Annotated in this window: 23 protein-coding genes and 1 tRNA gene; 8 read left to right on the top strand and 16 right to left on the bottom strand. The window is 71.4% G+C overall.

Features of this window, described 5'->3' with window-relative positions; genetic code table 11:
• Window positions 1-127: 127 nt before the first annotated feature.
• The gene (locus QMO56_RS03770) at window positions 128-1,390 is read left to right on the top strand and encodes an amidase (RefSeq protein WP_283523699.1); all 1,263 of its coding nucleotides are present in this window, start codon (window positions 128-130) and stop codon (window positions 1,388-1,390) included.
• Between the two features lie 60 nt (window positions 1,391-1,450).
• Here the strand turns inward: QMO56_RS03770 and QMO56_RS03765 are convergent, their stop codons facing one another.
• From QMO56_RS03765 to QMO56_RS03740, 6 genes are all read right to left on the bottom strand, one after another.
• A complete protein-coding gene (locus QMO56_RS03765) occupies window positions 1,451-2,509 on the bottom strand; it encodes an alcohol dehydrogenase (protein ID WP_283523698.1) in 1,059 nt (352 codons plus the stop codon).
• 79 nt (window positions 2,510-2,588) lie between these two features.
• The gene (locus tag QMO56_RS03760) at window positions 2,589-3,668 is read right to left on the bottom strand and encodes a toxic anion resistance protein (protein WP_283523697.1); all 1,080 of its coding nucleotides are present in this window, start codon (window positions 3,666-3,668) and stop codon (window positions 2,589-2,591) included.
• On the bottom strand, window positions 3,665-4,396 hold the full coding sequence (locus QMO56_RS03755) for a hypothetical protein (protein WP_283523696.1): 732 nt from the start codon (window positions 4,394-4,396) through the stop codon (window positions 3,665-3,667). The genes QMO56_RS03760 and QMO56_RS03755 overlap by 4 nt, the downstream gene beginning before the upstream one ends.
• On the bottom strand, window positions 4,396-4,773 hold the full coding sequence (locus tag QMO56_RS03750; RefSeq protein ID WP_283523695.1) for a hypothetical protein: 378 nt from the start codon (window positions 4,771-4,773) through the stop codon (window positions 4,396-4,398). The genes QMO56_RS03755 and QMO56_RS03750 overlap by 1 nt, the downstream gene beginning before the upstream one ends.
• Before the next feature lie 79 nt (window positions 4,774-4,852).
• Complete coding sequence (locus tag QMO56_RS03745; protein ID WP_283523694.1) at window positions 4,853-6,826, bottom strand: PhoX family phosphatase; 1,974 nt, start codon at window positions 6,824-6,826, stop codon at window positions 4,853-4,855.
• A gap of 124 nt (window positions 6,827-6,950) precedes the next feature.
• Complete coding sequence (locus QMO56_RS03740; RefSeq protein WP_283523693.1) at window positions 6,951-7,658, bottom strand: GntR family transcriptional regulator; 708 nt, start codon at window positions 7,656-7,658, stop codon at window positions 6,951-6,953.
• 78 nt (window positions 7,659-7,736) lie between these two features.
• Here QMO56_RS03740 and QMO56_RS03735 point away from each other — a divergent pair, with 78 nt between their 5' ends.
• A complete protein-coding gene (locus tag QMO56_RS03735; protein WP_283523692.1) occupies window positions 7,737-8,903 on the top strand; it encodes a benzoate/H(+) symporter BenE family transporter in 1,167 nt (388 codons plus the stop codon).
• 93 nt (window positions 8,904-8,996) lie between these two features.
• On the opposite strand, the gene QMO56_RS03730 is transcribed toward QMO56_RS03735, so the two are convergent.
• The 9 genes from QMO56_RS03730 to QMO56_RS03690 form a co-directional block, all read right to left on the bottom strand.
• Window positions 8,997-9,623: a MarC family protein gene (locus QMO56_RS03730; RefSeq protein WP_283523691.1), complete on the bottom strand. Its 627-nt coding sequence runs from the start codon at window positions 9,621-9,623 to the stop codon at window positions 8,997-8,999.
• 66 nt (window positions 9,624-9,689) lie between these two features.
• Window positions 9,690-9,765 (bottom strand) — tRNA-His (locus QMO56_RS03725).
• A gap of 88 nt (window positions 9,766-9,853) precedes the next feature.
• A complete protein-coding gene (locus tag QMO56_RS03720; RefSeq protein ID WP_283523690.1) occupies window positions 9,854-10,027 on the bottom strand; it encodes a DUF1328 domain-containing protein in 174 nt (57 codons plus the stop codon).
• Between the two features lie 74 nt (window positions 10,028-10,101).
• Window positions 10,102-11,715 (bottom strand): cisplatin damage response ATP-dependent DNA ligase, encoded by a 1,614-nt coding sequence (locus QMO56_RS03715; RefSeq protein WP_283523689.1) that lies wholly within the window; start codon window positions 11,713-11,715, stop codon window positions 10,102-10,104.
• Complete coding sequence (locus tag QMO56_RS03710) at window positions 11,712-12,779, bottom strand: ligase-associated DNA damage response exonuclease (RefSeq protein ID WP_283523688.1); 1,068 nt, start codon at window positions 12,777-12,779, stop codon at window positions 11,712-11,714. The genes QMO56_RS03715 and QMO56_RS03710 overlap by 4 nt, the downstream gene beginning before the upstream one ends.
• Window positions 12,780-12,838: 59 nt before the next feature.
• Window positions 12,839-13,864 (bottom strand): glycoside hydrolase family 26 protein, encoded by a 1,026-nt coding sequence (locus QMO56_RS03705; RefSeq protein ID WP_283523687.1) that lies wholly within the window; start codon window positions 13,862-13,864, stop codon window positions 12,839-12,841.
• Window positions 13,865-14,047: 183 nt separating this feature from the next.
• On the bottom strand, window positions 14,048-14,779 hold the full coding sequence (locus tag QMO56_RS03700; protein WP_283523686.1) for a peptidase: 732 nt from the start codon (window positions 14,777-14,779) through the stop codon (window positions 14,048-14,050).
• On the bottom strand, window positions 14,776-15,726 hold the full coding sequence (locus tag QMO56_RS03695) for an alpha-E domain-containing protein (protein WP_283523685.1): 951 nt from the start codon (window positions 15,724-15,726) through the stop codon (window positions 14,776-14,778). Before QMO56_RS03695 ends, QMO56_RS03700 begins: the two co-directional genes overlap by 4 nt.
• A gap of 4 nt (window positions 15,727-15,730) precedes the next feature.
• A complete protein-coding gene (locus tag QMO56_RS03690; protein ID WP_283523792.1) occupies window positions 15,731-17,263 on the bottom strand; it encodes a circularly permuted type 2 ATP-grasp protein in 1,533 nt (510 codons plus the stop codon).
• A gap of 324 nt (window positions 17,264-17,587) precedes the next feature.
• Here QMO56_RS03690 and QMO56_RS03685 point away from each other — a divergent pair, with 324 nt between their 5' ends.
• On the top strand, window positions 17,588-18,271 hold the full coding sequence (locus QMO56_RS03685) for a DUF1194 domain-containing protein (protein ID WP_283523684.1): 684 nt from the start codon (window positions 17,588-17,590) through the stop codon (window positions 18,269-18,271).
• Between the two features lie 259 nt (window positions 18,272-18,530).
• On the top strand, window positions 18,531-19,076 hold the full coding sequence (locus tag QMO56_RS03680; RefSeq protein WP_283523683.1) for a transglycosylase SLT domain-containing protein: 546 nt from the start codon (window positions 18,531-18,533) through the stop codon (window positions 19,074-19,076).
• Between the two features lie 110 nt (window positions 19,077-19,186).
• Here QMO56_RS03680 and QMO56_RS03675 read toward each other — a convergent pair whose 3' ends face one another.
• Window positions 19,187-20,476, bottom strand: coding sequence for an NCS2 family permease (locus tag QMO56_RS03675; protein WP_283523682.1), 1,290 nt, complete (start codon window positions 20,474-20,476; stop codon window positions 19,187-19,189).
• A 225-nt stretch (window positions 20,477-20,701) separates the two neighbouring features.
• Between QMO56_RS03675 and QMO56_RS03670 the strand changes: the two genes are divergently transcribed.
• The 4 genes from QMO56_RS03670 to QMO56_RS03655 all read left to right on the top strand — a co-directional run bounded on the left by QMO56_RS03670 (window position 20,702) and on the right by QMO56_RS03655 (window position 24,278).
• On the top strand, window positions 20,702-21,544 hold the full coding sequence (locus QMO56_RS03670; protein WP_283523681.1) for a transporter substrate-binding domain-containing protein: 843 nt from the start codon (window positions 20,702-20,704) through the stop codon (window positions 21,542-21,544).
• 151 nt (window positions 21,545-21,695) lie between these two features.
• A complete protein-coding gene (gene ehuC / locus QMO56_RS03665; RefSeq protein WP_283523680.1) occupies window positions 21,696-22,358 on the top strand; it encodes an ectoine/hydroxyectoine ABC transporter permease subunit EhuC in 663 nt (220 codons plus the stop codon).
• A 14-nt stretch (window positions 22,359-22,372) separates the two neighbouring features.
• On the top strand, window positions 22,373-23,146 hold the full coding sequence (locus tag QMO56_RS03660; RefSeq protein ID WP_283523679.1) for an amino acid ABC transporter ATP-binding protein: 774 nt from the start codon (window positions 22,373-22,375) through the stop codon (window positions 23,144-23,146).
• Window position 23,147: 1 nt separating this feature from the next.
• Entirely contained in the window at window positions 23,148-24,278 is a 1,131-nt protein-coding gene (locus QMO56_RS03655; RefSeq protein WP_283523678.1) for an enolase C-terminal domain-like protein, read from the top strand.
• Window positions 24,279-24,287: the final 9 nt, after the last annotated feature.

The following is a 24,287-nucleotide window of genomic DNA, read 5'->3' as shown; positions in this document are numbered from 1 at the left end:
AAAGGCAGCGCCCGTCTGCTCCGGCAGCTATTGTGGCCCATTCGCTGCCCCTGGCAACGGCAGCTCCGCGCCCCGGGGCGTCGACAGGTACTGGACCGCCTGCGCAACCTCCGCGCATCCTCGCCGCATGACGAACCCCGCCGATCTCCCCGCCGCCGAGGCCGCCCGCCGCATCGCCGCCGGCCGCCTCGCCCCCGCCGCGCTGGTGGAAGCCTGCCTGGACCGCATCGCCGCGCGCGAGCCGGTGGTCCGCGCCTTCAGCAGCCTCGAACCCGCCCTGCCCCGCCGCGCCGCCGCCCGGCCGCATGGCGGCCCGCTCGCCGGCCTGCCGGTCGGCGTGAAGGACGTGCTGGACACCGCCGACCTGCCCTCCGAATACGGCTCGCCGATCTGGGCCGGGCACCGGCCGCGCGCCGACGCCTCCGCCGTGGCGCTGACCCGCGCGGCCGGTGGCATCATCATGGGCAAGACGGTGACGACCGAGTTCGCCACCCGCCACCCCGGCCCGACGAGCAATCCGCACGACCCCGCCCGCACGCCCGGCGGCTCCAGCCAGGGCTCGGCGGCAGGCGTGGCGGCGGGCTTCTTCCCGCTGGCCTTCGGCACCCAGACCGCCGGCTCCGTGCTGCGCCCGGCGGCCTATTGCGGGGTGACGGGCTTCAAGCCCTCCCACGGCCTGATCCACCGCGCCGGCATGAAGGTGATGAGCGAAAGCCTCGACACCATCGGCGTCTTCGGCCGCGTGGTGGAGGACTGCGCCCTCTTCGCCGGCGCCCTGACGCGGCTCGACCTCACTGCCCGCGCCGAGAGCGCGCCGCGCATCGCCCTCTGCTTCGGGCCGGGCGAGTCGCTGCTCAGCCCGGACAGCGCCGCGCGCATCGAGGAGGTGGCGGAACGCTGCGCCCGCGCCGGCGCCCGGGTGACGCGCATCACCCTGCCCCCGGCGCTCCAGGCGGTGGTGCAGGCGCATCCGGTGGTGATGAACGGGGAAACCGCGCTCTCCCTCGCCTGGGAACGCGCCACCGCCCGCGCGCTGATCTCGCCGGTGCTGAACGAGCGGCTGGACTGGGCCGCCGGCCTGCCTGTCGCGGAGCTGATCGCCGCGCGCACGGCCTTCGCCGCGGGGCGTCAGGCCTTCCGGGCGCTGATGGACAGCTTCGACGTGCTGCTGACCGCCGCCGCGCCCTCCGAGGCGCCACTTGGGCTCGAAGCCACGGGCGACCCGGCCTGCAATGCGCTCTGGACCGCCCTGCACGGCCCCTGCATCAGCCTGCCCGCCGGCACGGGGGCGGCGGGAATGCCGCTTGGCGTGCAGCTTGTTGCACCCTTCGGCGAGGATGCGGCGCTGCTGTGCTGGGCACGCTGGGTGGAGGATGTGCTGACCGGCTGAGAGGACAAAAAAGTCCGGGGGAAGGAATTCCCCCGGACCCCCATCTTCTTTTTGTCGGTTTCAGGCCGCGGTCAGCACCACGCGGCCGCGCACCTTGCCGTCCTTCAGGCGGTTCAGCACGTTGTTCACCTCGCTGGCCGGCTCGGTCGTCACCGGCAGCGGCGAGAGCTTGCCCTCCTGCGCCAGCGCCACGACCTCGCGCAGTTCCTGCGGGTTGCCGACATAGCTGCCCTGGATGGTGATGGCCTTGGTCGGCATGATCGGCAGCGGGATGCTCAGCTCGCCGCCGAACAGCCCGACCTGGATCAGCTTGCCGCCCTTCACCAGCGCGTCGAACGAGAAGCGCGCCGTGCTGGTGCCGTTGACGAGGTCGATGATCGCCTCGACCGGGCCGCCGCAGGCGCCGATGATGCGCGCCGCGGTGTCCTCGCTCTCGGCCAGCACGGTGTCGGTCGCGCCGGCCTGCTTCGCCGTCTCCAGCTTGTCGGCCGCGACGTCCACCACGCAGATGCGCTTGTGGCCGAGCGCCTTCAGGATCTCGATGGCGTTCAGCCCGAGCCCGCCGGCGCCGACGATGACGATCGGCCGGTCGGCCGGCATCGGCATCACCTTGCGGATGGCGGAATAGACGGTGATGCCGGAGCAGGCATAGGTCGCCGCCACCTCGGGCCGGATGCCGTCGAAGGCCACCAGGTGCCGCGGGCTGCGCGCGATGACATGCGTCGCATAGCCGCCGTTCTGGAACACGCCGATGCTGCGCGCGGCGACGGCGCAGAGATTGTCGTTGCCCGCCTGGCAGCGGTCGCACTTGCCGCAGCCGAGCCAGGGGAAGACCACCCGCATGTCACCCGGCGAGACGCCCTTGGCCTCGGGGCCGAGCTTCACCACCTTGCCGACCACCTCATGGCCCATGGCCAGCGGCAGGGTCACGCCACGGTCGGCCAGCGACATCTTGCCGCGGCTGCCCATGTCGTAGCTACCCTCCCAGATATGCAGGTCCGAGTGGCAGACGCCGCAATGCGTCACCTCGACCAGCACTTCCTCGCCGGTCAGTTCGGGCAGCGGCAGTTCGACATTCTGCAGCGGCGCCCCGGCCTCGACGACAGCCCAGCCACGCATGGCGTTCCTCCTATCCTTTGATGAGGAAGGGGAACCCCTGCGGCGGCCGCGGTCAAGACCACCCGCGCGAAAACTGTCGTCAGCGCCGCGTGACCTCCGCGCTGGGGCGGACGGCGGTCAACGCGCGGCGGATCTCCGCCTCCGCCTGGGCCAGATCCTTGGTGGCCTGCAGGCGGGTGGCGCGGCCCTCCTCGGCGATGCGCAGGCTGTCCTCCAGCGTCGCCACCAGGGCGGCATTGGCCTGCTGCACGGCAGCCAGGTCGAAGACCCCGCGCTCCAGCTCCACCCGCGCCTCGGCATTGCCCTGCCGCAGCGTCTCGGCATTGGCGGTGAGCAGGCGGTTGGTGAGGTCGGTGGCGGCGCGCACCGCCGCGCCGGCCTCGCGCATGTTCTGGATGGCCAGCGCCTGGGCAAGCTGCGTGCGCCAGAGCGGCACGGTGTTGCTGAGCACCGAGAGGATCTTGGCCGCCAGGGCCTTGTCGTTCTCCTGGATCAGCCGCAGGCCGGGCAGCGCCTGCATCGCCACCTGCCGGGTCAGCCGCAGGTCGTGCACGCGGCGGTCCAGCTCGTCGCGCGCGGCGCGCAGGTCGCGCAGCTTCTGCGGCGCCAGCGTGTCCTTCAGGTCGGCGGCGGCGCGCTCGGCGGCAGGGATGGCCTCGGCATCGGTGCGCGCCAGCACCACCTCGCCGGCGGCGATGTGCTCGGCCAGGGCGTGGAACCAGTCCAGCGTCGCGGCATAGAGGCGCTCCAGCCGCTCGACATCCTCCAGCAGCCGCGTGCGGTGGCTGTCAAGCCGGTCGCCCACCGTCTCGATCTGCCCACGCACCCCTTCATAGCGCTGGATGATGGCCACCGCCTCGGCCTTGCCGCGCCCGAGCATGCGGGCGAGGAGGCCGCGCTTCTCGCCGAGCTGCGTCACATCGAAGCCGCGCAGCGTGGCGAGCAGGCCGGAGAGCGCCTCGCCGGCCTCGCCGGTGGTCTGGTTGCGGGCGGCGCCGAGCATGGCATCGGCCGCCGCGGCAGCGCGGTTCTGCGCGTCGGCGCCGAAGCGCAGGATGGTCGCCGGGTCCGAGAGGTCGATCGCGGCGGCCAGCGACTCCACCTTCTCCGCAGGCACGCCGCGGTCCAGCGCGCTTTCAGCCAGTTGGTCGGAACTCATGCGTAGCCCTCCTCACGCAGCCGGTCGGCCAGCACCTTCACCTGGATCTCCAGCGCAACGCTTTCCTCGGCCCGCAAACGGTCGCGCATGGCCGTGCTGCCGCGCGCCATGTCCTCCACCAGCCGCGACAGGCTCTCCGGCGGCTCGGCGCCGAGGCGCAGACGGGCATCGATCCGCTCCAGCCCGTCAAGCTGCAGGTTCAGGAAACGGCGCGCCTCGGCGTTCGCCTCAGGCCGTCGCTCCAGCTCGGCGAACAGCTCGCGCAGCGCCGCCACGGCGGGGCGCAGCCGGGGATCGGCGCCCTCCAGCGCGGCAAGCCGCGGGCGGGGCACCGCCAGCGGGTCGGGACGCGGCTCGGCGGAAGCAGGCTGCGGCGGCGGCTCCACCTCGGCGGGCTCAGCATGGGTGTAGAGAAGCTGGGTGCCGAAATAGGCCATGGCGCCGAACACCACGGCGGCCACCGGCGCCACATGCCCTGCCATGCCGGCGACCACGGCGGTGGCCGCGCCCACCAGCAGCCCGGCGGCGCGCACATGGCCACGCCGCAGCTTGCGGACGGCGAGCACCAGCAGGCCGAGGCCGAGCAGCGTGCCCAGGATCGGCTTCTGCGCGCCACCGATCAGGTTGAACAGCAGCGCCGGCACCAGCGGCAGGGCCGTCAGCACCAGCAGCGCGCCGCGCAGTTGGCGGAACTGCAGCCGGAGCTGCTCCATGATGCCGGTTTCCATCACGAGAACATCCCGATGATCGCCTGGAAGAAGGCGAGGATGGCGACCAGCCAGAGCGAGCAGCCCAGCAGGGCGAAGCCGCCGATGCGGCGCAGCGTCTCGCCGCGGCCGGGCCAGCCCGGCGCGGCGCCAGGCCCGCCGGCGGGGCGCGGCCGGCGCCAGCCGCGCGGCGGCGGCATGCGAGGGTTCCGGCGCGGGTTCCAGGGGCCGGGCTGCTCCGCCCAGGGACCGTTGGAGCGCCCTTCACGGGGGCCTTCCCGGCGGCCCCAGAGGTCCGGCCGCTCCGGAGCGGCGGCGCGCGGCGCCTCGCCGCCATTCTGCGGCGGCGAACCCAGGCCATCCGGCCGGCCCAGCGGCGGGGAAGAGGCTTGTTCCATGCCTCCCAGATTGCCCCTTCGCCCCGCGCAATCAAGCAGCGCGGGGTCCGGCGGTTGCGCCAGGCCCCGTGCCGGCTTCTCAGGCGCCGATCTTGCCACCCCCGCGCTTGACGATGGCGATGATCGAAGGACGCGGCGGCATGGCGGGATCGAAATCCGGCCAGCGCGTCGAAGGGTTGGCGAAGCTGCTGCCCTTGTCGTCGCCGGGGTGCTGGATGGCCAGGAAGACCGTCTCGTCATCCGGCGTGAAGCAGGGGCCGCAGACCTCGGCGCCGGTGGGCGCCTGGTAGAACAGGCGGGTCAGCGCACGGCCCTGGCCGTCGGTATCGGCGGCGTAGAGGCCGTCGGCCACCTTGGAGGTGCCTGGCGCGCCATCGGTCGCGATCCAGATGCGGCCCTTGCTGTCGAAGGTGCAGTTGTCCGGGCAGGAGAGCCAGCCCTCGGCGCTGGTGCCCTGGTGGTAGGTGGCGCCAGGGTCCACGCCGGGCTTGCCGGCGACCAGGAAGATCTCCCAGCGGCCCTCGGTCGCCGCATGATCCACCTTGTCGGTGCCGGCGCCGGGCGGGATCATCTCGATGACATGGCCATGCGCATTGGCGGCGCGCGGATTGGCCTTGTCCACCTGCTCCGGCTTGCGGCGGGTGTTGTTGGTCAGCATCGCATAGACATGGCCGTTCACCGGATTGGCCTGCACATCCTCCGGCCGGTCCATCGGGGTGGCCTTCAGCAGATCGGCGGCGCGGCGCGTCTCGATCAGCACCTCGGCCTGGCTGTTGAAGCCGTTCGCGGCGGTCAGCGGACCCTGGCCATGCACCAGCGGCAGCCATTCCATGCGGCCGTCATCCTGCAAGCGGGCGACATAGAGCGTGCCCTCGTCCAGCAGGTCGCGGTTGGCGGCGGGATCGTCCGGGTTCCAGGGGCGCGCGGTGACGAACTTGTAGACATAGTCGAAGCGCTCATCGTCGCCCATGTAGAAGACCACCCGGCCATCGGCGGAGATGGCGTGGGTGCAGCCCTCGTGCTTGAAGCGGCCGAGCGCGGTGCGCTTCACCGGCTGGCTCCCGGGGTCGTAGGGGTCGAACTCGACCACCCAGCCGAAGCGGTTCGGCTCGTTGGGCTCCTTGTCGAGGTTGAAGCGCTCCACGTGCTGCGGCCAGGAATAGCTGGCCTGCTCGACGATGCCGTAGCGCTTGTACATCGCCGCCTGCGCGCCGGTCTTGGCGGCGGCGCCGCCGAAATACTGGTTGAAGTTCTCTTCGCAGGTGATGACGGTGCCCCAGGGCGTATTGCCGCCGGCGCAGTTGTTCAGCGTGCCGAGCGCCAGGCGGCCGGCCGGGTCGGCGCTGGTCTTCATCCGGTCGTGGCCGGCGGCGGGGCCGCTGATGCGGATCGGCGTCTCGGCGGTGATGCGGCGGTTGAGGCTCGCGGCCTTCACCGGCGCCCAGCGGCCGTTCTCCCGGCGGATCTCGACGATCGACATGCCATGCGCTGCCATCTCCACCAGCGCCTGGGCGCGGCTGGACTTCAGGCGAGCCGCTTCGTCGTCCCCCATGTCGGGGAACATGAGCTGCGTGTCGGCATATTCGTGGTTCACTGCCAGCAGGCCGTGATCCGAGCTCCGGCTGCCGCGCGGCAGCGGGAAGAAGTCCACGTAGTCGTTGTTGTAGCCGAACTGGGCGGCCTGCGCCTCGGCGCTCTGGTTGCGCGGGTCGAAGCGGGGCGCGTCGGGCAGCACCGGGTCGCCCCAGCGGATCACCGTCTGAATCTCGTAGCCCTCCGGCACCGCGTCGCGCTCGGTGAGCTGGTGGGACAGCTCCTTGAAGCCCAGGCTGGACGGGCTGGCCTCCGCCGCCAGGGCGCGGCTGCCGGAGACGAGGAGCTGATCCGCCAGCGTCGCGGTCGCCGCCGCGCCCATCAGCCCGCGCAGCGCCGCGCGGCGGGACAGGCGGCGCTCGATCAGCTCCCCGATCGTGTTCCGCGGCTGCGGATTGCTGCCGATATCCTCAAGTTCCAACGGCTTGTGCCCGCCCTGGGGCAGGTTGGTGTCTGGCATGGTGTCACATCCCGGTCAGCAGGCGGCGGCACGGGAGAGGGCCGCCGGGCGGGCGGCAGAAAACGTTAACAGGGCGTCAGTCGAATGGCGATTCGGTGAAGCTTTTGTTGCGAGTGGCCGTCTCTCACGCCGCGCCCGCCTCCCGCGCCGCGAAGAAGCGGGCGATGGCCTCGGCGGCCTGGTCGAGATGGGCCTCCAGAATGGCCGCCGCCGCAGCGGCCTCGCCCCGCGCGGCGGCCTCCAGCATGGCGCGGTGGTCCTGCTGCGCCATGCGCTCCCGCCCCTGCGCCGCAAGGTGGAAACGGAGGTAGCGGTCGAAGGCGGCGAGGTGCTGCTCGGTCAGGGCCAGCAGGCGGGGGTGCCCGGCGGCGGCGTAGAGCGCCATATGGAACTGCCGGTTCAGCAGCCCCATCCTGCCCGGATCGGGTTCGACATCCATCGCGGTGATCAGCGCCCCGGCCTGGTCACGCTGCGCCTCGGTCAGATGCGGGATGGAAAGGCGCAGCGCCGCCGGCTCCAGCGCGCGGCGGATGGCGAAGAGGTCCGCCGCGTCGGCGGCGGAGATTTCCGCCACCACGGCGCCGCGATGCGGCAGCACCTCCACCAGCGCCTGCGCCTCAAGCTGCCGCAGCGCCTCGCGCACCGGCATCCGGCTGACGCCCAGCCGCTCGGCCAGTTCTTCCTGCCGCAGCGGCGTGCCGCCGGGCAGCCGCCCTTCCAGGATGGCTGCCTTCAGCGTCGCCTCCACGAACTCGGTCGCGGTGCGCCAGCGCGGGGCGGCGCTGGCGGCCAGGGCATCGAGCGGCGAGACAGGGTCGGGTGCTGGCTTCATCCAAAATCCGGCCGTTGATTGGATCCAACATTACGCTACCCTCCCCCGCTCATCCAGGTCGCCGGAAGAGGTCAGCGCATGGTGGAACGGAAGGGAGGGCTGGTGCAGCCCGTGATCGCGGGCGTGCTGGCGGCGGTGGTCGGCTTCGCCTCCTCCTTCACCGTGGTGCTCCAGGGCTTCGCGGCGATGGGCGCCAGCCCGGCCGAGGCCGCCTCCGGCCTGCTGGCGCTCTGCATGGCGCAGGGTGCGCTCGGCCTCTGGCTCAGCCTGCGCCACCGGATGCCGGTGGTGCTTGCCTGGTCCACCCCCGGCGCGGCGCTGCTGGTCTCCACCGGCGCGCCGGAGGGCGGCTTCCCTGTGGCGGTGGGCGCCTTCATGCTCACCGGTCTGCTGATCCTGCTGGCCGGGCTGTGGCGCCCCTTCGGCCGCGCCGTCGCCGCCATCCCGCCCAGCCTCGCCAGCGCCATGCTGGCCGGCGTGCTGCTGGAGATCTGCCTCGCGCCGGTGCGCGCGGTGGGCGCCCTGCCCGCCCTGGCCCTGCCGGTGGTGCTGGCCTGGGCGCTCGCCTGGCGTTTCGCCCGACTTTATGCCGTGCCGGTGGCCGTGGTGGTCGCGGCGGCGATGATCCTGCTTGCTACCCCTCTCCCACAGGGCGCGCTGGGCGCGATCATGCCGCGCCTCGCCTGGGTGACGCCGCATCCCAGCCTCGGCGCCGCCATCGGCATCGCGCTGCCGCTGTTCCTGGTCACCATGGCCTCGCAGAACGTGCCCGGCCTCGCCGTGCTGCACTCCCAGGGCTTCCGGCCGGAACCGGGCCCGATCTTCTCCGTCACCGGCGCGGCCAGCGCGGTGATCGCCCCCTTCGGTGCGCATTCGATCAACCTGGCCGCCATCACCGCCGCGCTCTGCGCCGGACCGGACGCGCATCCCGACCCGGCGCGGCGCTGGGTCGCCTCGGCGGCGGCGGGGGTCAGCTACATGCTGCTCGGGCTTGGCGCCAGCTTCGCGGCCGCCTTCATCGCCGCCTCGCCGCCGCTGCTGATCGAGGCGGTGGCCGGGCTGGCACTGCTCGGCAGCCTGGGCGGCGCGCTGACCGCCGCCATGGCGCATGAGCGGGACCGGCTGCCCGCCGTGCTCACTTTCGTCACCACCGCCTCGGGGCTGGCGCTGTTCGGAATCGGGGCGGCCTTCTGGGGGTTGATCGCGGGCGGCGCGCTGCTGCTGCTGGACCGGCTGCGAAGCTGAAGCCGGCCAGGGGCGCCGCCCCCGGAACCCCACCGGGATGCCCGGCGGGAGGAGCCGGCGGGAGAAGAATGTCACCCCGGCCCCCGCCCTCCGTCAGAACAGGCTGGCGCGCAGGCCATCCAGCGCGATCTGCGCCGCCAGCGCGGCCAGGATCACACCCAGGACGCGGCCGACCACCTGGCCGCCGGTCGCGCCCAGCAGGCGCCCGACCGGCACCGCCGCCCAGAGCGTCGCCAGCGTGACCGCCAGCGCGGCCAGCAGGGCCACCAGCACGCCGGCCAGCCGCCAGGGATCATCGCCGGCCTGCTGGCGCATCAGCACCATGGTGGTCATCGCGCCGGGGCCGGCCAGCAGGGGAATCGCCAGGGGAAAGACGCTGATGTCCGGTTCGTGGGCCGCCGCCTGCCGCTCCTCCGAGGAGGCGCGCGGCGCGGTGTTGCCCAGCGCCATGTTGGTGGCCAGCACGAAGAGCAGCAGGCCGCCCGCCACCTTCATCGCGGGCATGCCGATGCCCATCGCGCGCAGCACGAGGCCGCCGAACAGGGCGAAGGCGATGAGGATCACCGCCGCGATGCCCACGGCCCGCCGCGCCTGCCGGCGGCGGGACACCGGCGTGTCGTCCGGCGTCATGCCGAGGAACAGGACAGCCAGTCCCGGCGGGTCCAGGATCACCAGCAGCGCGATGAAGGCGTTGAGAGCAACGTGCAGCGCTTCAGGCATCGGCAAGAGCCTCCACGGAGAGCATGGAGGGCGATGTCCGGCGATGCATCAGGAAAGGGGTGGGACTGGGGCGACCTACGGGACTCGAACCCGTGACATCCAAGACCACAACCTGGCGCTCTACCAACTGAGCTAAGGCCGCCACACCCACCTGCCGGGCGCCGAATGGCGCCGGGCCGGGCGGAAATAATCCGCGCGCGCCCCGCCGTCAACAGGGCACCCGCGCCTGCTCAGGCGATGGCTGCGCCGCCCATCAGGGCCATGATCAGGAAGATGACAAACAGGATAAGGAAGATGGCGAACAGGATCTTGGCGATCTTTCCTGTCGCAGCGGAGACGCCGGTGAAGCCCAGACCACCGGCAATCAGGGAGATGACCAGGAAAATCAAAGCCCATTTCAGCATATTGACACCCTCCTGCGATTCCCGCCCTGGGCGGTTCCGCAGGGGCAACGCCGCAGGCGCGGCGCGGTTCCCGCTCAGGTCAAGTTATTCTCGCTGCCTTCCACCATGGCCATCAGCGTCTCCAGCCGGTCGGCCTCGGCGGCGGGCTTGTCCGGGCGCAGGCGGGAAATACGCGGAAAGCGCATGGCGACGCCGGATTTATGGCGGCTGGAAAGCTGCGCGGCGTCGAACACCACCTCCAGCACCAATGCCTTCTCCACCTCCCGCACCGGACCGAAGCGGCCGGTGGTGTGGTTGCGGATCCAGCGGTCGAGCCAGACCAGCTCCTGGTCCGTATAGCCGGAATAGGCCTTGCCGACCGGCACCAGCTCCTCGCCCCCCTGCCCGTCCGGCCGCCAGAGGCCGAAGGTGTAGTCGCTGTAGGTGCTGCTGCGCTTGCCGTGGCCGCGCTGCGCGTACATCAGCACCGCATCCACCGCGAGCGGGGCGCGCTTCCACTTCCACCACAGGCCCTTGGGGCGCCCGGCGACATAGGGCGCATTGCCGCGCTTCAGCATCAGCCCCTCGATGCCGGCGGCGCGGGCACCCTCGCGCAGCGCCGCGAGCTGCTCCGCCGAGGCGAAGGCAACCTGCGGCGAAAGGTCCATCCGCGCCGGGCGGGTGCGGGCGAACCAGGCCTCCAGCCGCTCGCGCCGGGCGTCGAAGGGCAGCGGGCGGAGGTCCTCGCCGGCCTCGAAGAGCAGGTCGTAGAGCCGCAGCCCGGCGGGATAGTCGCGCAGCATCCTGGGGCCGACGACCTTGCGATTGAGCCGCTGCTGCAGGTCGGCGAAGGGCGCGACCACGCCCTCGCGGATCACCAGCAGCTCGCCATCCACGACCGCCTCGAAGTCCAGCGCCTCCAGGATCTCGGGGAAAGCGTCGGACATGTCCTCGCCGGTGCGCGACCACAGGCGGCGTCCGCCGGGCCCGGCGGCGGCCTGCACGCGCACCCCGTCCCATTTCCACTCGGCGCGGAAGGCGGCGTGGTCGAGCGCCGCAAGGTCGGCCGCCTCCAGCGGCTGCGCCAGCATGGGCGAGCGGAAGACGGGCGCGTCACGTGGATCGGGGCGCGGTCCCCGCCCTTCCAGCCAGGCGAAGAGCGGCAGGTAGGGCGGCGGCACGCCGTGCCAGACCTCCTCGATCTCCTCCACCGGCTGCCCCGACCACTCCGCCAGCGCCTGCCGCGCCAGCCGCGCCGAGGCGCCGACGCGCAGGCCGCCGGTGACCAGCTTGATCAGCGCCAGCCGTCCGCCGGGGTCGAGCACGTCCAGCCATTCGGCGAGTTGCGCCGGCACCTGGCCCTTCGGCAGCAGTTCCAGCGCCTCGACCACCTCGGAGAGGTCGGGCGGCAGGCGGTTGGGGCGGGCCGGCGGCTCGGGCCAGATCAGCGCCACCGTCTCGGCGAAGTCGCCGACATAGTCATGACTCCAGGCCAGCAGCACCGGATCTATTCGTGTCGCCACCAAATCCCGCACCAGGGCCGGCTTGGCGGTGGAGAAGGCGAGCTCCCCGGCGATGGCGGCCAGCCCGACGCCGCGGTCCGGGTCGGGCTGGGTGGCGAACCAGCGGCGCAGCAGGGCAAGCTTGGCGTTGCGGCCGGGGGTGAAGACCAGCCGCTCCAGCAGCTCGGCGAAGGCGGGCAGGCTCATGCCGTGGCCTCGGCGTCCTCGGGCGCGGCGGTGTCTTCCGCCGTCTCGTCCTCGTCGCGGCCGAGCAGGTGCAGCGCGCGGCCGCGCACCCCGCGCCCGGCGAGCGCGTGGATCAGCGCCTCCTCCCGGCCATGCGTCACCCAGACCTCCGGCGCGCCGACCTCGGCGATGGTGGCGAGCAGGTCGTCCCAGTCGGCATGGTCGCTGACGATCAGGGGGAGTTCCACGCCACGCGCCTTGGCCCGCTGCCGCACGCGCATCCAGCCGGAGGCCAGCGCCGTCACCGGGTCGGCGAGGCGGCGCGCCCAGGGGCTGGCCTCGGCGGAAGGTGGCGCGAGGACGATCTCGCCGGGCAGCACGCTCTCGCCACGCTTCTGCGGGCGCGGCACCGGGCGCAGCTCGCCGAGGCCGATGCCGAAGCGCTCGTAGAGCGCGCACATGCTGGCCTGCGCGCCGTGCAGATAGAGCGGGCGGTCCCAGCCGGCCTGGCGCAGCGTGGCGATCAGCCGCTGGCACTTGCCGAGCGCATAGCAGCCGACGAGATGCGCCCGCTCCGGGAACAGCGCCACGCTCTCCAGCAGCCGCCGGATCTCCTGCTCCGCCGGCGGATGACGGAAGACCGGCAGGGCGAAGGTGGCCTCGGTGACGAAGACGTCGCAGGGCACCGGCTCGAAGGGCGCGCAGGTGGGGTCGGGCTGGCGCTTGTAGTCGCCGGAGACGACGAGGCGGCTGCCCTCCCATTCCAGCACCACCTGCGCCGAGCCCAGCACATGCCCGGCCGGCACCAGCGTGATGCGCACGCCCTTCTGCACCAGCGGCTCGTGGTAGCGCAGCGGCACCTGGCTCTCGCCCGCCCGGCCCTCGCCCAGCCGCGCCGTCATGATGGCCAGCGTCTCGGGCGTGGCGAGCACGGCGCCATGGCCGGGGCGGGCGTGGTCGGAATGGCCGTGGCTGACCACGGCGCGCGGCACCGGCAGGGCCGGGTCGATGTGGAAATCCCCGGGCTCGCAATAGAGCCCCTCAGGGGTGACGCGGATCCAGCGTTCCGGGTGCGGCGCAGCCATGTTGCTGAAAGAGGTGGGCGGGGCGAAAGGCTGCACAAGCCCCGCCGGATTTTCGCCCCTCAGGGCTTCCGGGCGATGCCGGCGGCCTTGCCGGGAACCGGGCAGAAGGCCGCGCGGAAGGCCGCCTCGCTGGCTGGCCAGCGGCCGCTGGAGAGCTGCCCCTCGTAGTCGGCGTCGTGGTTCCAGTAGTTGGTGTAGAGCACGTTGTGCCGGCTGACCCAGTCGCGGAACAGCTCGATGAAGGGGGCGGCATTGTCGCCCTGGATGCCCCATTCCGAATAGGCGGTGGGCTTGCCGCGCTTCGCCGCGAAATCCTCGATGAAGCGCAGGCCGTAGCGGTTGTCGCGGATCGTCTCGAAGGCCTTCACCGGATCGCTCGGCAGGTACTGGTGCTTCCAGTAGAAGTCCATGCCGATGACGTCGACGTAGTCGTCCCCCGGATAGGCTTTCAGCGGGTCCATCGACTCGCCGTAGTTGATGTTCCACTCGAAGCGGAACTTGTCCGAGACGGAGCGGAAGGCATCGACGATATGGCGGAAGGTGGCGACGAAGTCCTTCTCCTTGCCGCGCGCGGCCCAGGGGAACCAGTCGCCGTTCATCTCCCAGCCCAGGCGGACCTTGATGGTGCCGTCCGGCCAGGGCTTGGTCTTGGCCAGCGCCTGCGCGGCGGTGACGTAGTAGCGGTTGTAGGCGCCGCTCGCCGCCGCCTTCAGGCTCGAATGGTGCGGGATCATCGCCACCGACCACAGCACCGGCTTGTCCAGCGCGCGGAACTGGTCGATGAACCATTGCGGCCAGCCGATGCCCTCCCAGGTCGCCTGGTCGGTGAAGACCATCAGATGCGAAACAGGGCAGCCCAGCCACTTCTCGAACTGCTGGATCAGCTGCGGGTTGTTGGCGGAATAGGCGCTGAGGGTGGTGAAGGATTCCTTCGCCACCGCCGGCGGAGCGGAGATCAGCGGCGCCGCCAGCAACAGCGGCAGCAGCCGCGCGGCGCGGCGCAGCCGTCCCCAGGCGGCGGGCGCCCGGGCGGCGGCGCGGGACGCATGGCTGGCGGTCCAGGGCATCTGCGCTTCGTTCTGCATCGCGGCTCAGCTTCTCCTGCATCCGGGCTGCCCCGGCAGGCGGGGCCTCACCGGAGTAGCGTGTCCTGGCGCGAGATGTGAGATTTCGCCGTCTTTCGGGACGGGTGAGCACGCGGACGTGACGTGAACTGCCCGCAACGCACGAAGACGGCGCAGGAACCACCCTCCCGGGTTGCAGAACGGTCAGAGCCAGTCGGGCGCCGGCATCTGCCGGTAGGCCTCGCGCAAGGCGTCGGACCAACGTTCGCGCAGGTCCTGGAAATAGGGCTCCTCCTCGGTGATCCGCCGCTGCAGGCGGACCTCCAGGCTGCCGGCCTCGTAGACCAGCAGGTCCAGCGGCAGGCCCACCGTCAGGTTGGAACGCAGCGTGCTGTCCATGCTCACCAGGGTGAGCGTCACGCCGTCCTCCAGGCTGGTGCGGTGGTTCAGCGCGCGGTCGAGGATGGGCTTGCCGTATTTGTGCTCGCCGATCTGCAGGTAGGGCGTGTCGGGCGTCGCCTCGATGAAGTTGCCGGCGGCATAGACGAGATAGAGCCGCTGCGGCCCGCCGGCGATCTGCCCGCCGAGCATGATGGAGACGTCGAAGCCCACCTCCTGCGCCCGCAGCGTCGGCCCGTCCGCCTCATAGACGGCGCGGATCGCCGCGCCCACCAGCTGCGCCGCACGGAACATGCTGCCGACGCTGTGCAGCGTCTGCTTCTCCCCCTCCAGCAGCACGCCCTCGCTCAGCCGGCTCCATACCGCCTGGGTGATGGCGAGGTTGCCCGCCGCCATCATGCAGAGCATCCGCTCGCCCGGCACGGCGGTGGTGTACATCTTCGAATAGGTCGAGATGTTGTCCACCCCCGCATTGGTGCGGGTATCGGCGAGCATCACCAGCCCCCGCTCCAGCCAGAGCCCGACGCAGTAGGTCATGCGGCGCGCCCGTTCAGGTAGGAGGCGGCGATCTCCTGGCCGAGGCGGATGTTCTCGTCGATCACGCCGGTCAGGAAGCCGTGCAGCCCGCCCTCCATGATCGCCTCGATGCGGCCATAGCGCAGCCGCGCATGCAGCGCGCCGGCGAGGCGATGGCACTCGCCCTGCGCCCCGCCATTGGCGAGGGCGATGGCCTGCAGCGTCTGCTCCACCCGGCGGTAGCAGGCGAGCAGCGAGCGCGGCAGCTCGGGCCGCAGGATCAGCAGCTCCGCCACCCGCTGCGGGTCGAGCCGCGCGTGATAGACGTGCTGGAAGGCGCGCAGCGCCGCCACCGAGCGCAACACCGCCTGCCACTGCGCGTAGCAGGCGGCGTCCGCCGCCGCGCCCTTGGCGAAGGCGGCGTGCCGCGCGTCGAGCAGGCGGGCGGTGTTGTCGGCGCGCTCGAGGATGGTGCCGAGATGGGTGAACCGCCAGGCGTCGTTGCGCAGCATGGTGTCGGCGGCAGCGCCGTTGAACAGCAGCGTGCGCGAGGTCACCCAGTCCAGGAAGCCCGGCAGCCGGTCGCCGCGGATGGCGCTGCCATCGAGCCGGCGGAACTCGATCCAGGTGTCGTTGATCGCCGACCACATGTCCACGGTGAGCGCGGTGCGGACGATGCGGGCATTGCGCCGCGCCGCCTCGATGCAGGCCGCGATGCCGGCGGGGTTGGCCGGATCCAGCGTCAGCCAGTGGACGGCGTCCTCCTGCAGCATGCCCGGGTGGCGCTCGCGAAAGCCCGGCTCGCAGCCGGCGGCGACCATCAGCGCGCGCCACTCCTTCTCGGCGCCGCTCAGCGCCTGGGTCAGCAGCGCCATGCGGAGCGTGGCGGCGAGGCCGCGCGCGACATTGCCGGCCCGCTCGGAATAGCGGCCCAGCCAGAACAGGCTGTCGGCGGTGCGGGAGAGCATGGCCTCAGCCCTCCCCGGCGCGGGTGTCGTTGGCCGGCGCCGGCCCTGGCCCGGTCATGCGCTGCGTCATCCCGCCCAGGCTCTGAGTCATGTCCCCCTGGGTCATGCCCCTTCCGTCCTGCGACTGAACCGGCCCTTCATCCGGCGCCTCATCCAGCACCCAGGTGTCCTTGGTACCGCCGCCCTGGCTGGAATTGACCACCAGCGAACCCTTGCGCAGCGCCACGCGGGTCAGCCCGCCCGGCACCATGCGCACGGTGCGGCCGAACAGCACGAAGGGCCGCAGGTCCACATGGCGCGGCTCGACGCCGTCCTCGCAGAGCGTCGGCACGGTGGAGAGCGCCAGGGTCGGCTGCGCGATATAGTCGCCGGGGCGGGCACGGATGCGGGCGGCGAAATCCGCGCGCTGCTCCTCCGTCGCATGCGGGCCGACCAGCATGCCGTAGCCGCCCGAGCCGCGCGCCAGCTTCACCACCAGCTTGTCGAGATTGGCGAGGACGTAGTCGCGATCCGCTTCGCGCTCGCACATGAAGGTGGGGACATTGGCCAGGATCGGCTCCTCCTTCAGATAGAAGCGCACCATCTCCGGCACATAGGGATAGACCGCCTTGTCATCGGCGATGCCGGCGCCGGGCGCATTGGCCAGGGATACGTTGCCGGCGCGGTAGGCGGCCATCAGTCCCGGCACGCCGAGGACGGAATCCGGGTGGAACACCTCGGGGTCGAGGAAATCGTCGTCGATGCGGCGGTAGATGACGTCCACCCGCTGCGCCCCGGCGGTCGTGCGCATGTAGACGACCTTGTCACGCACGAAGAGGTCGGCCCCCTCCACCAGCTCGACGCCCATTTCATCGGCCAGGAAGGAGTGCTCGTAATAGGCGCTGTTGTAGGAGCCGGGGGTCAGCACCACGACCTTGGGGTCGCCCGGGCAGTTCGGCGGGGCGATGCTCTTCAGCGTCTCCAGCAGCTCCTCGGGATAGTGGCTGACCGGAGCGATGCGGTGGCGGGCGAAGGCGCCGGGGAAGAGGCGCAGCATCGCCTCCCGGTTCTCCAGCATGTAGGAGACGCCGGAGGGGGTGCGGCAATTGTCCTCCAGCACGTAGAACTGGTCCGGGCCGGTGCGCACCAGGTCGATGCCGGAGATCACGGTATAGACCCCGCCCGGCGGGGTGAAGTCCACCATCTCAGGCAGGTAGCCCTCGTTCTCCAGCACCAGCTCGGCCGGGATGCGGCCGGCCTTGATGATCTCCTGCGGGCCATAGACGTCGGCCAGGAAGGCGTTCAGCGCCCGCACACGCTGCTCCAGTCCTTGGGCCAGCCGCTCCCATTCCTCGCGCGAGAGGATGCGGGGGATGACATCGAAGGGGATCAGCCGCTCCGGGTCGCCCCCCTCGGTATAGACGGCGAAGGTGACGCCGATGCGGCGGAACAGCACTTCCGCCTCGCGGCGCTTCTGCTCCAGGGCGGCCTGGCCGGTTGCCTCGAGAAAGCGGGCCATTTCGGCATAGGGGGGACGGATGCCGCCATCGGCGTTCATCTCATCGAAAGCGGAGGCGGGGCGATCGGCCACGTTCAGATCCGGCATCCTCGACGGTTGCGCAACGTGTCGCCCTGCACGGCCAGGGCCTTGGTCCCGCAAGGGTACCGCCCAGGGAACAACGATGTGACGAGTTGAGCAAGGCACACGGGTCCGGCGCAAGGCGCCTGCAGCCGATCAAAGCATGGCCGCCATCCCGAGTTGCGGCGCATCTGCCCAAGCGCGCGTCAGCCCTGCCCGCCGTCCGGGCGGTTCCGAGATTGCGCTTGACCCGTGCCGCGCCGGCACCGGAGGCTGGATCGGCCCAATGCAGGGAGCGCCCACATGCGACGTCGCCCTTTCCTCGCCGCGCCCCTCCTCGCCGCGCCGGCGCTGCTGCCCGCCCGCCCGCTCCGTGCCGCCGGCCCGCCGGTGGACGTGGCGCTGGTGCTGGCGGTGGACGCCTCGGGCAGCATCAGCCCCGGGGAGTTCCGCCTGCAGCGGGAGGGCTGCGCCGAGGCGGTGACGCATCCGGCGGTGCTCGCCGCCATCACCGGGGGACTGGTCGGCGCCATCGCGATCACCCTGGTGGAATGGGGCGCGCCGGGCGGGGCGGAGACGGTGGTGCCCTGGCACCGGGTGACGGACGCGGCGAGTGCCGCCCTCCTGGCGGCCGCGCTGCGGGAGGCGCCGCGCTCCCGCCAGAGCTGGAACGCCATCGGCGACGCCATCGAGCACGCGGCGGCCCTGCTGGAGCGGGTGCCCTATGAGGCCACCCGGCGGGTGATCGACCTCTCCGGCGACGCACCGGACATGCGCAGCCGGCGCCCCGCCCCGGCGGCGCGGGACGCCGCGGTGGCAGCCGGCGTCACCATCAACGCCCTGGCCATCGAGCAGGCGAACCCAGGCCTTTCGGAGCGCTATGCCGCCGAGGTGATCGGCGGCCCGGGCGCTTTCGTGATGGAGGCCGGCGGCCGGCCGGATTTCGCCCGCGCCCTGCGCGCCAAGCTGGTTCGCGAGATCGCCTGAGGCGATCCCCGCGAAGGGCCGGGGGAGGTTTTGCTTCCCCCCGCGGAGAAGCCTGTGCTAGCGGAAGGGTATGACGCCCGCGATCCGCAGGGTGGCGCACCCGCGCCACCCACGCCCCGCGGCGTTCCACTGCCAAGAGGCAAGGAGCGCCTTCCCGCCTCGCCCGAGAGGCCACACACCACGCCCCCGAAAGCAGATGCCGCCATCACGGTGGCTGGGGCTTGCCATCGGCGCCTTCCTGTTCGGAGCGCCGCTTCTGATGAGCAGCCCTGCCATGGCCGGGCCGCGCTCAGCCTGCCTCGACGCCGTCCGCGCGGCCGAGGCGAGGTATGACCTGCCCGACGGGCTGCTGGTGGCGGTTGCCCTGGCCGAGTCCGGGCTGCACGCGCATGCGCTGAACATCGGCGGCCGTGCCTATTATCCCGATTCCCGCGCCGAAGCGCGACGGCTGCTGACCGGCGCCTCGGCACGCCAATCGGTAATGGCCGGCTGCGTGCAGGTGAATGCCCAGGTGCATGCCCCGCGCGGCAGCGACTGGCCGCTGGACCCGCAGAAATCCGCCGACTGGGCGGCCCGCTACCTGCGCCAGCAATACGAGGCCGCCGGCAACTGGGCCGACGCCCTGCGCCGCTGGAACGGTGGCGGTCCGACCTCCATCAAGCTGGTCTGCCGCGTCGAGGCCAAGCTGCAGGTGGTGAATCCGGACAGCACCGTGCTCGGCGCCCCGCGTTGCGGCGGCACCCAGATGGCCCGCGCCCGGCGCGACGGCCGCGCCCTGCTGGAGTTGGCGGAGGCGACGGACTGAGTGAGCATGCCGCCCCGGCCCGCGGGGCGGATCGCGGACAGCAAGAAGCCCGGGGGAAGACTTCCCCCGGGCTTTTGCATGGCCGAAAAGGCAGGTGGACCGCCCCGGCCTCAGGTCTCCAGATAGAAGCGCAACGCGGAGGCGGCGGCGATCAGCCAGACCGCGCCGCCCACCTCGCGGCCTCGCCCGGCCACCAGCTTGACCAGCGCGAAGGCGATGAAGCCCACCCCGATGCCTGAGGCGATCGAGAAGGTGAAGGGCATGGCCAGCGCCGTGACGATGGCCGGCAGGTATTCGGTCGGCTCCTCCCAGGCGATATCCCGCAGGCCCTGTGCCATCAGGCAGGCCACCAGCACCAGCGCCGGGGCGGTGGCGAAGCCGGGGATCGAGGTGGCCAGCGGCGCCAGGAACAGCGTCAGCAGGAACAGCACGGCGACGGTGAGCGCCGTCAGCCCGGTGCGGCCGCCGGCCTGCACGCCCGCCGCGCTCTCGATATAGGAGACGGTGGTGGAGGTGCCGAGCACGGCGCCGATCATCGCGCCGCCCGAATCCGCCATCAGCGCGCGGCCGAGATGCGGCACCGAGCCATCCTTCCGCATCAGCCCGGCGCGGTGCGTGGTGGCGATCAGCGTGCCGGCATTGTCCAGCAGGTCCACGATGAAGAAGGTGAAGACGATGCCGACCAGGCCGATTCCGAGGGCGCCGGCCAGGTCCATCTGCAGGAAGGTCGGCGCCAGCGAAGGGGGCATGGAGAAGATGCCCTGGAACTCGGTCAGGCCGAAGGGAATGCCGAGCAGCGCCGTGACGATGATGCCGATGACGATGCCCCCGGTGATGCCCCGCGCCACCAGGCCGGCGATCAGCACGAAGCCGAGGCAGGAGAGCAGCGTGGCGGGCTGGTGCAGCGAGCCCATGGCCACCAGCGTCGCCGGGTTGTCCACCACCAGCCCCATGCCGCGCAGGCCGATCAGCCCGAGGAAGAAGCCGATGCCGGCGGCGATGCCGAGCTTCAGGGAAAGCGGGATGGAGTTGATCAGCCACTCGCGGAAGCCGGTGACCGAGACCGCGAAGAAGATCATGCCGGAGATGAACACCGCGCCCAATGCCGCCTGCCAGGGCACGCCCATGCCGCCGACCACGGCGAAGGCGAAATAGGCGTTCAGCCCCATGCCCGGCGCCAGGGCGATCGGATAGTTGGCCAGCAGGCCCATCAGCGTGGAGCCGATCGCCGCCGCCAGGCAGGTGGCGACGAAGGCGGCGCCATGGTCGATGCCGGCCGCCGCCATCATCCCAGGATTGACGACGACGATGTAGGCCATGGTGAGAAAGGTGGCGAGGCCGGCCAGAACTTCCTGGCGCGGTGTGGTCCCGCGCTGGGCGAGGCCAAAGAAACGATCCAAGGCGGCTGCTCCCGCGATTTCTGTGGTGCAACAAGATTACCGGTGGCGAAGGGCGTTTAACAGCCGGTGGGTCATGGCCCTACCCTCCCCGGCGCGGCAAACTCGGTCTATGAAGCGGGAAAAGCCGCGCAGGCGGCTCCGCCAGGACAACAGGGATGCCCCACGACCGGCCGCGACGCTCCGGCACAGTGCCGCATGCGCGCGCCGCAACAGGAGACAGGAACCATGGTGTCACGCCGCATGATCGGGACCGCCGCGGGCTTCGCCCTCGCTGCCGCGGCCTCCGCCGCCACGCCCGCCGCCGCCCAGGGCGCGAGCGGCGAATCCACCTTCGAGCGCATCCGCCGCACCAAGAAGCTGCGCACCGCCGCGGTCGCCGGCGCGGCGCCCTACTATCACAAGGACCTCGCCAGCGGGAAATGGAGCGGCTTCTACATCGACCTCGTCACCGCCCTCGCCGAGGAGCTTGAGGCCGAGCTGGAACTGTCCGAGACCACCTGGGGCAACGCCGTCCTCGACCTGCAGTCCAACAAGATCGACATCTTCTTCGGCCTGAACCCGACGCCGAAGCGCGCGCTGGTCATCGACTTCTCCGTCCCCTGCTTCAGCAACGCCTTCAGCTTCATCGCCAAGAAGGGCTTCGAGCCCAAGACGTGGGACGAGCTGAACAAGCCGGAGATGCGCATCTCCACCGATGTCGGCTCCTCGCAGGACCAGGTGGCGACGCGCCTGCTGCCGAAGGCGCAGATCAGCCGCTTCAAGTCGGTGGACGAGGCGACCATGGCCGTGCAGGCCGGCCGCGTGGACGCGCAGTGCCTGGTGATGATGCTGGCGCTGACGGCGGTGAAGAAGAACCCCAATGTCGGCCATGTCGTCGTGCCGCAGCCGGTCTTCGCCACCACCTCCAATGCCGGCTTCCGCCGCGAGCAGGACAAGACCTGGCGCGACTTCGTCAATACCTGGATCGAGTTCAACAAGGGGCTGGGCTTCGTCCGCTCCGTGATCCTGAAGAACATGGAACTGGTGGGCATCTCGGAGTCCGACTTCCCGCCGGGCATCACGCTCTGAGCGCAGCCAGAAGGGGCGCCGCCCCTTCTGGACTTCCCCGCCGGGGAGGCTGAGCCTCCCCGGACCCCTGCATTCCCGGCAGGGTCCCGGAGCTGCACGGCCATCGCTCCGGTGCCGGACGCTGCCGCCTGCTCAACGGACGCCCTGCCCGATGTACCAATGGGACTTCTCGATCCTCTGGAGCTATCGCTGGCTCTTCTGGAACGGCCTCCTCGTCACCCTCGCCTTCACCATCGCCATCGTCGTGCTCGGGCTCGTCGTCGGGCTGGCCGCGGGGCTGCTGCGCCTCGCGCGCTTCGCACCGCTTCGCTGGCTGGCGCAGGCCTATGTCGAGGTGTTCCGCTGCACGCCGATCCTCGTGCAGCTCGTCTGGTTCTACTACGCCCTGCCGATCCTGGCCGGCATCGAGATGACGGCGACCACCGCCGCCGTGCTCGCCCTCTCCCTCTATGGCGGCGCCTTCTACGCCGAGATCGTGCGCGGCGGCATCGCCTCCATCGAGGCGGGACAGACCGAGGCCGCACTCGCTCTGGGCATGACGCCCGGCCAGGCCATGCGCCGCATCGTGCTGCCGCAGGCGCTCAAGCGCATGGTGCCGCCCCTGATGAACCAGTCCATCATCCAGCTCAAGAACACCTCGCTGGTCTCGGTGCTGGCGGTGCCGGACCTGCTCTACCAGGGCCAGGCCGCCGCGCATGACAGCTACCGGCCGCTGGAGATCTATACCCTGGTCGCCGTCCTCTATTTCGCCGTGCTGTTCCCGCTGACACTGCTGGTCGGCCGCCTGGAGCGCCGCCTGGCGCGGGCCGATTGAGAGGAGCCGCCCCGATGAGCACCGCTCCGATGATCGAGGTCGCCGGGCTGAAGAAGGTCTTCGGCGACCACACCGTGCTGCGCAGCGTGGACCTGACGGTGGCGCCCGGCGAGGTGGTCGCGCTGATCGGCCCCTCCGGCTCCGGCAAGTCCACCCTGCTGCGCTGCCTGAACCTGCTGGTGGTGCCGGATGGCGGCGCCGTGCGCGTCGGCGCGCGGAGCTTCCGCTTCGGTGAGGGCGCCAGCCTGCCCGGCACCGGCGAGATGGCGAAGTTCCGCGCCGCGACCGGCATGGTCTTCCAGCAGTTCAACCTCTTCCCGCACATGTCGGCGCTGGCCAATGTGATGGAAGGCCCCGTCACGGTGCGCCGGATGGCGAAGCCGCAGGCCGAGGCGCTGGCGCGCAACCTGCTCGCCAAGGTCGGGCTGGCCGACAAGGTCGAGCAGTATCCGAGCCGGCTCTCGGGCGGGCAGAAGCAGCGCGTCGCCATCGCCCGCGCGCTGGCCATGGAGCCGGCGGTGATGCTGTTCGACGAGGCCACCAGCGCGCTCGACCCCGAGCTGGTGGGCGAGGTGCTGGGCGTCATGCAGTCGCTCGCCGCCGAGGGCATGACCATGGTGATCGTGACCCACGAGATCGCCTTCGCGCGCGAGGTGGCCGACCGCGTCGTCTTCCTGCGGGACGGCGTCATCCTGGAGGACGGCCCGGCGCGGCAGGTGATCGACGCGCCGCGCGAGGAGGCGACGCGCGCCTTCCTCTCCCACTTCCACCGCCAGCGCGAGAACTGAGATGAGCCAGGCTCCCATCATCGACCGCATGCGGGTTTTCCTGGTGGAAAGCCCGATCAAGATGGCCCGCGCCCAGGGCGTGGGCGCCGTGAAGGGCAGCGTCCGGCGGGTGCTGCTGGAGCTGACCACGCGGGACGGCGTCGTGGGCTGGGGCGAGGCCGCCCCCTGGGAAGTCTTCACCGGCACGCCGGAGGGCGCCTTTGCCGCGCTCGACCGCTACCTGCGGCCGCTGATCCTCGGCGCCGATGCGCGGCGGCTCAGGACGCTGATGGCGGCGATGGACCGCACCCTGGTCGGCCACCCCGAGAGCAAGGTGGCGGTGGAAATGGCGCTGCTCGACATCCTCGGGAAATCCACCGGGATGAGCGTGGCCGACCTGCTCGGCGGCCGCGTGCGCGACAGCATCCCCCTCTCCTTCTCCATCGCCGATCCGGACTTCGGCGCCGATCTGGAGCGGATGCACACCATGGTCGCCGGCGGCCACCGGCTGTTCAAGGTGAAGACCGGCGTGAAGCCGCATGCCGAGGACATGGCGCATCTGGAGGCCATCCGCGGCGCCTTCGGCGACAAGGTGGACCTGCGCCTCGACTACAACCAGGCGCTGGAGCCCTTCGGCGCCATGACCATCCTGCGCGACGTGGACCGCTTCCGCCCCACCTTCATCGAGCAGCCAGTGCCGCGCCGCCACCTCGATGCCATGGCCGGCTTCGCCCATGCGCTCGACACGCCCGTCCTGGCTGACGAGAGCTGCTTCGACGCCACCGACCTGCTGGAAGTGGTGCGGCGGCAGGCGGCGGACGCCATCTCGGTCAAGCTGATGAAATGCGGCGGGCTGCTGAAGGCGCAGGCGATGATGGCCATTGCCGACACCGCCGGCCTGCCGGGCTATGGCGGCACGCTGTGGGAGGGCGGCATCGCGCTCGCCGCCGGCACGCAGCTCATCGCGGCCACGCCCGGCATCTCGCTCGGCTGCGAGTTCTACATGCCACACCACGTGCTGACCGAGGACGTGCTGGAGGAGCGCATTCCCAACAAGGACGGCGCGGTGGTGGTGCCGGATGCGCCGGGGCTCGGTATCCGCATCAGCGAGGCCTCGCTGCGGGATGGCGCGAAGCACCTAGCCGTGGCCTGAGGATGGGCA

The organism is Roseomonas sp. E05 (genome assembly GCF_030063475.1).
Taxonomy (GTDB): Bacteria; Pseudomonadota; Alphaproteobacteria; order Acetobacterales; family Acetobacteraceae; genus Pseudoroseomonas.
Note: the sequence above shows the minus strand (reverse complement) of the source record. Positions and strands in the feature narration are given on the sequence as shown.

What these genes read in the sequence shown, in the direction of transcription:
- QMO56_RS03710 (WP_283523688.1), bottom strand. Translation starts at nt 12,779, where the DNA reads ATGGCTGCGCCGCACCCGGAACGCTGGATCCGCGTCACCCCTGAGGGG.
- QMO56_RS03655 (WP_283523678.1), top strand. Translation starts at nt 23,148, where the DNA reads ATGAGCCAGGCTCCCATCATCGACCGCATGCGGGTTTTCCTGGTGGAA.
- QMO56_RS03745 (WP_283523694.1), bottom strand. Translation starts at nt 6,826, where the DNA reads ATGCCAGACACCAACCTGCCCCAGGGCGGGCACAAGCCGTTGGAACTT.
- QMO56_RS03720 (WP_283523690.1), bottom strand. Translation starts at nt 10,027, where the DNA reads ATGCTGAAATGGGCTTTGATTTTCCTGGTCATCTCCCTGATTGCCGGT.
- QMO56_RS03750 (WP_283523695.1), bottom strand. Translation starts at nt 4,773, where the DNA reads ATGGAACAAGCCTCTTCCCCGCCGCTGGGCCGGCCGGATGGCCTGGGT.
- QMO56_RS03680 (WP_283523683.1), top strand. Translation starts at nt 18,531, where the DNA reads ATGAGCAGCCCTGCCATGGCCGGGCCGCGCTCAGCCTGCCTCGACGCC.
- QMO56_RS03715 (WP_283523689.1), bottom strand. Translation starts at nt 11,715, where the DNA reads ATGAGCCTGCCCGCCTTCGCCGAGCTGCTGGAGCGGCTGGTCTTCACC.
- QMO56_RS03700 (WP_283523686.1), bottom strand. Translation starts at nt 14,779, where the DNA reads ATGACCTACTGCGTCGGGCTCTGGCTGGAGCGGGGGCTGGTGATGCTC.
- QMO56_RS03770 (WP_283523699.1), top strand. Translation starts at nt 128, where the DNA reads ATGACGAACCCCGCCGATCTCCCCGCCGCCGAGGCCGCCCGCCGCATC.
- QMO56_RS03705 (WP_283523687.1), bottom strand. Translation starts at nt 13,864, where the DNA reads ATGCAGAACGAAGCGCAGATGCCCTGGACCGCCAGCCATGCGTCCCGC.
- QMO56_RS03735 (WP_283523692.1), top strand. Translation starts at nt 7,737, where the DNA reads ATGGTGGAACGGAAGGGAGGGCTGGTGCAGCCCGTGATCGCGGGCGTG.
- QMO56_RS03765 (WP_283523698.1), bottom strand. Translation starts at nt 2,509, where the DNA reads ATGCGTGGCTGGGCTGTCGTCGAGGCCGGGGCGCCGCTGCAGAATGTC.
- QMO56_RS03670 (WP_283523681.1), top strand. Translation starts at nt 20,702, where the DNA reads ATGGTGTCACGCCGCATGATCGGGACCGCCGCGGGCTTCGCCCTCGCT.
- QMO56_RS03740 (WP_283523693.1), bottom strand. Translation starts at nt 7,658, where the DNA reads ATGAAGCCAGCACCCGACCCTGTCTCGCCGCTCGATGCCCTGGCCGCC.
- QMO56_RS03695 (WP_283523685.1), bottom strand. Translation starts at nt 15,726, where the DNA reads ATGCTCTCCCGCACCGCCGACAGCCTGTTCTGGCTGGGCCGCTATTCC.
- QMO56_RS03760 (WP_283523697.1), bottom strand. Translation starts at nt 3,668, where the DNA reads ATGAGTTCCGACCAACTGGCTGAAAGCGCGCTGGACCGCGGCGTGCCT.
- ehuC (WP_283523680.1), top strand. Translation starts at nt 21,696, where the DNA reads ATGTACCAATGGGACTTCTCGATCCTCTGGAGCTATCGCTGGCTCTTC.
- QMO56_RS03730 (WP_283523691.1), bottom strand. Translation starts at nt 9,623, where the DNA reads ATGCCTGAAGCGCTGCACGTTGCTCTCAACGCCTTCATCGCGCTGCTG.
- QMO56_RS03660 (WP_283523679.1), top strand. Translation starts at nt 22,373, where the DNA reads ATGAGCACCGCTCCGATGATCGAGGTCGCCGGGCTGAAGAAGGTCTTC.
- QMO56_RS03755 (WP_283523696.1), bottom strand. Translation starts at nt 4,396, where the DNA reads ATGGAAACCGGCATCATGGAGCAGCTCCGGCTGCAGTTCCGCCAACTG.
- QMO56_RS03685 (WP_283523684.1), top strand. Translation starts at nt 17,588, where the DNA reads ATGCGACGTCGCCCTTTCCTCGCCGCGCCCCTCCTCGCCGCGCCGGCG.
- QMO56_RS03690 (WP_283523792.1), bottom strand. Translation starts at nt 17,263, where the DNA reads ATGAACGCCGATGGCGGCATCCGTCCCCCCTATGCCGAAATGGCCCGC.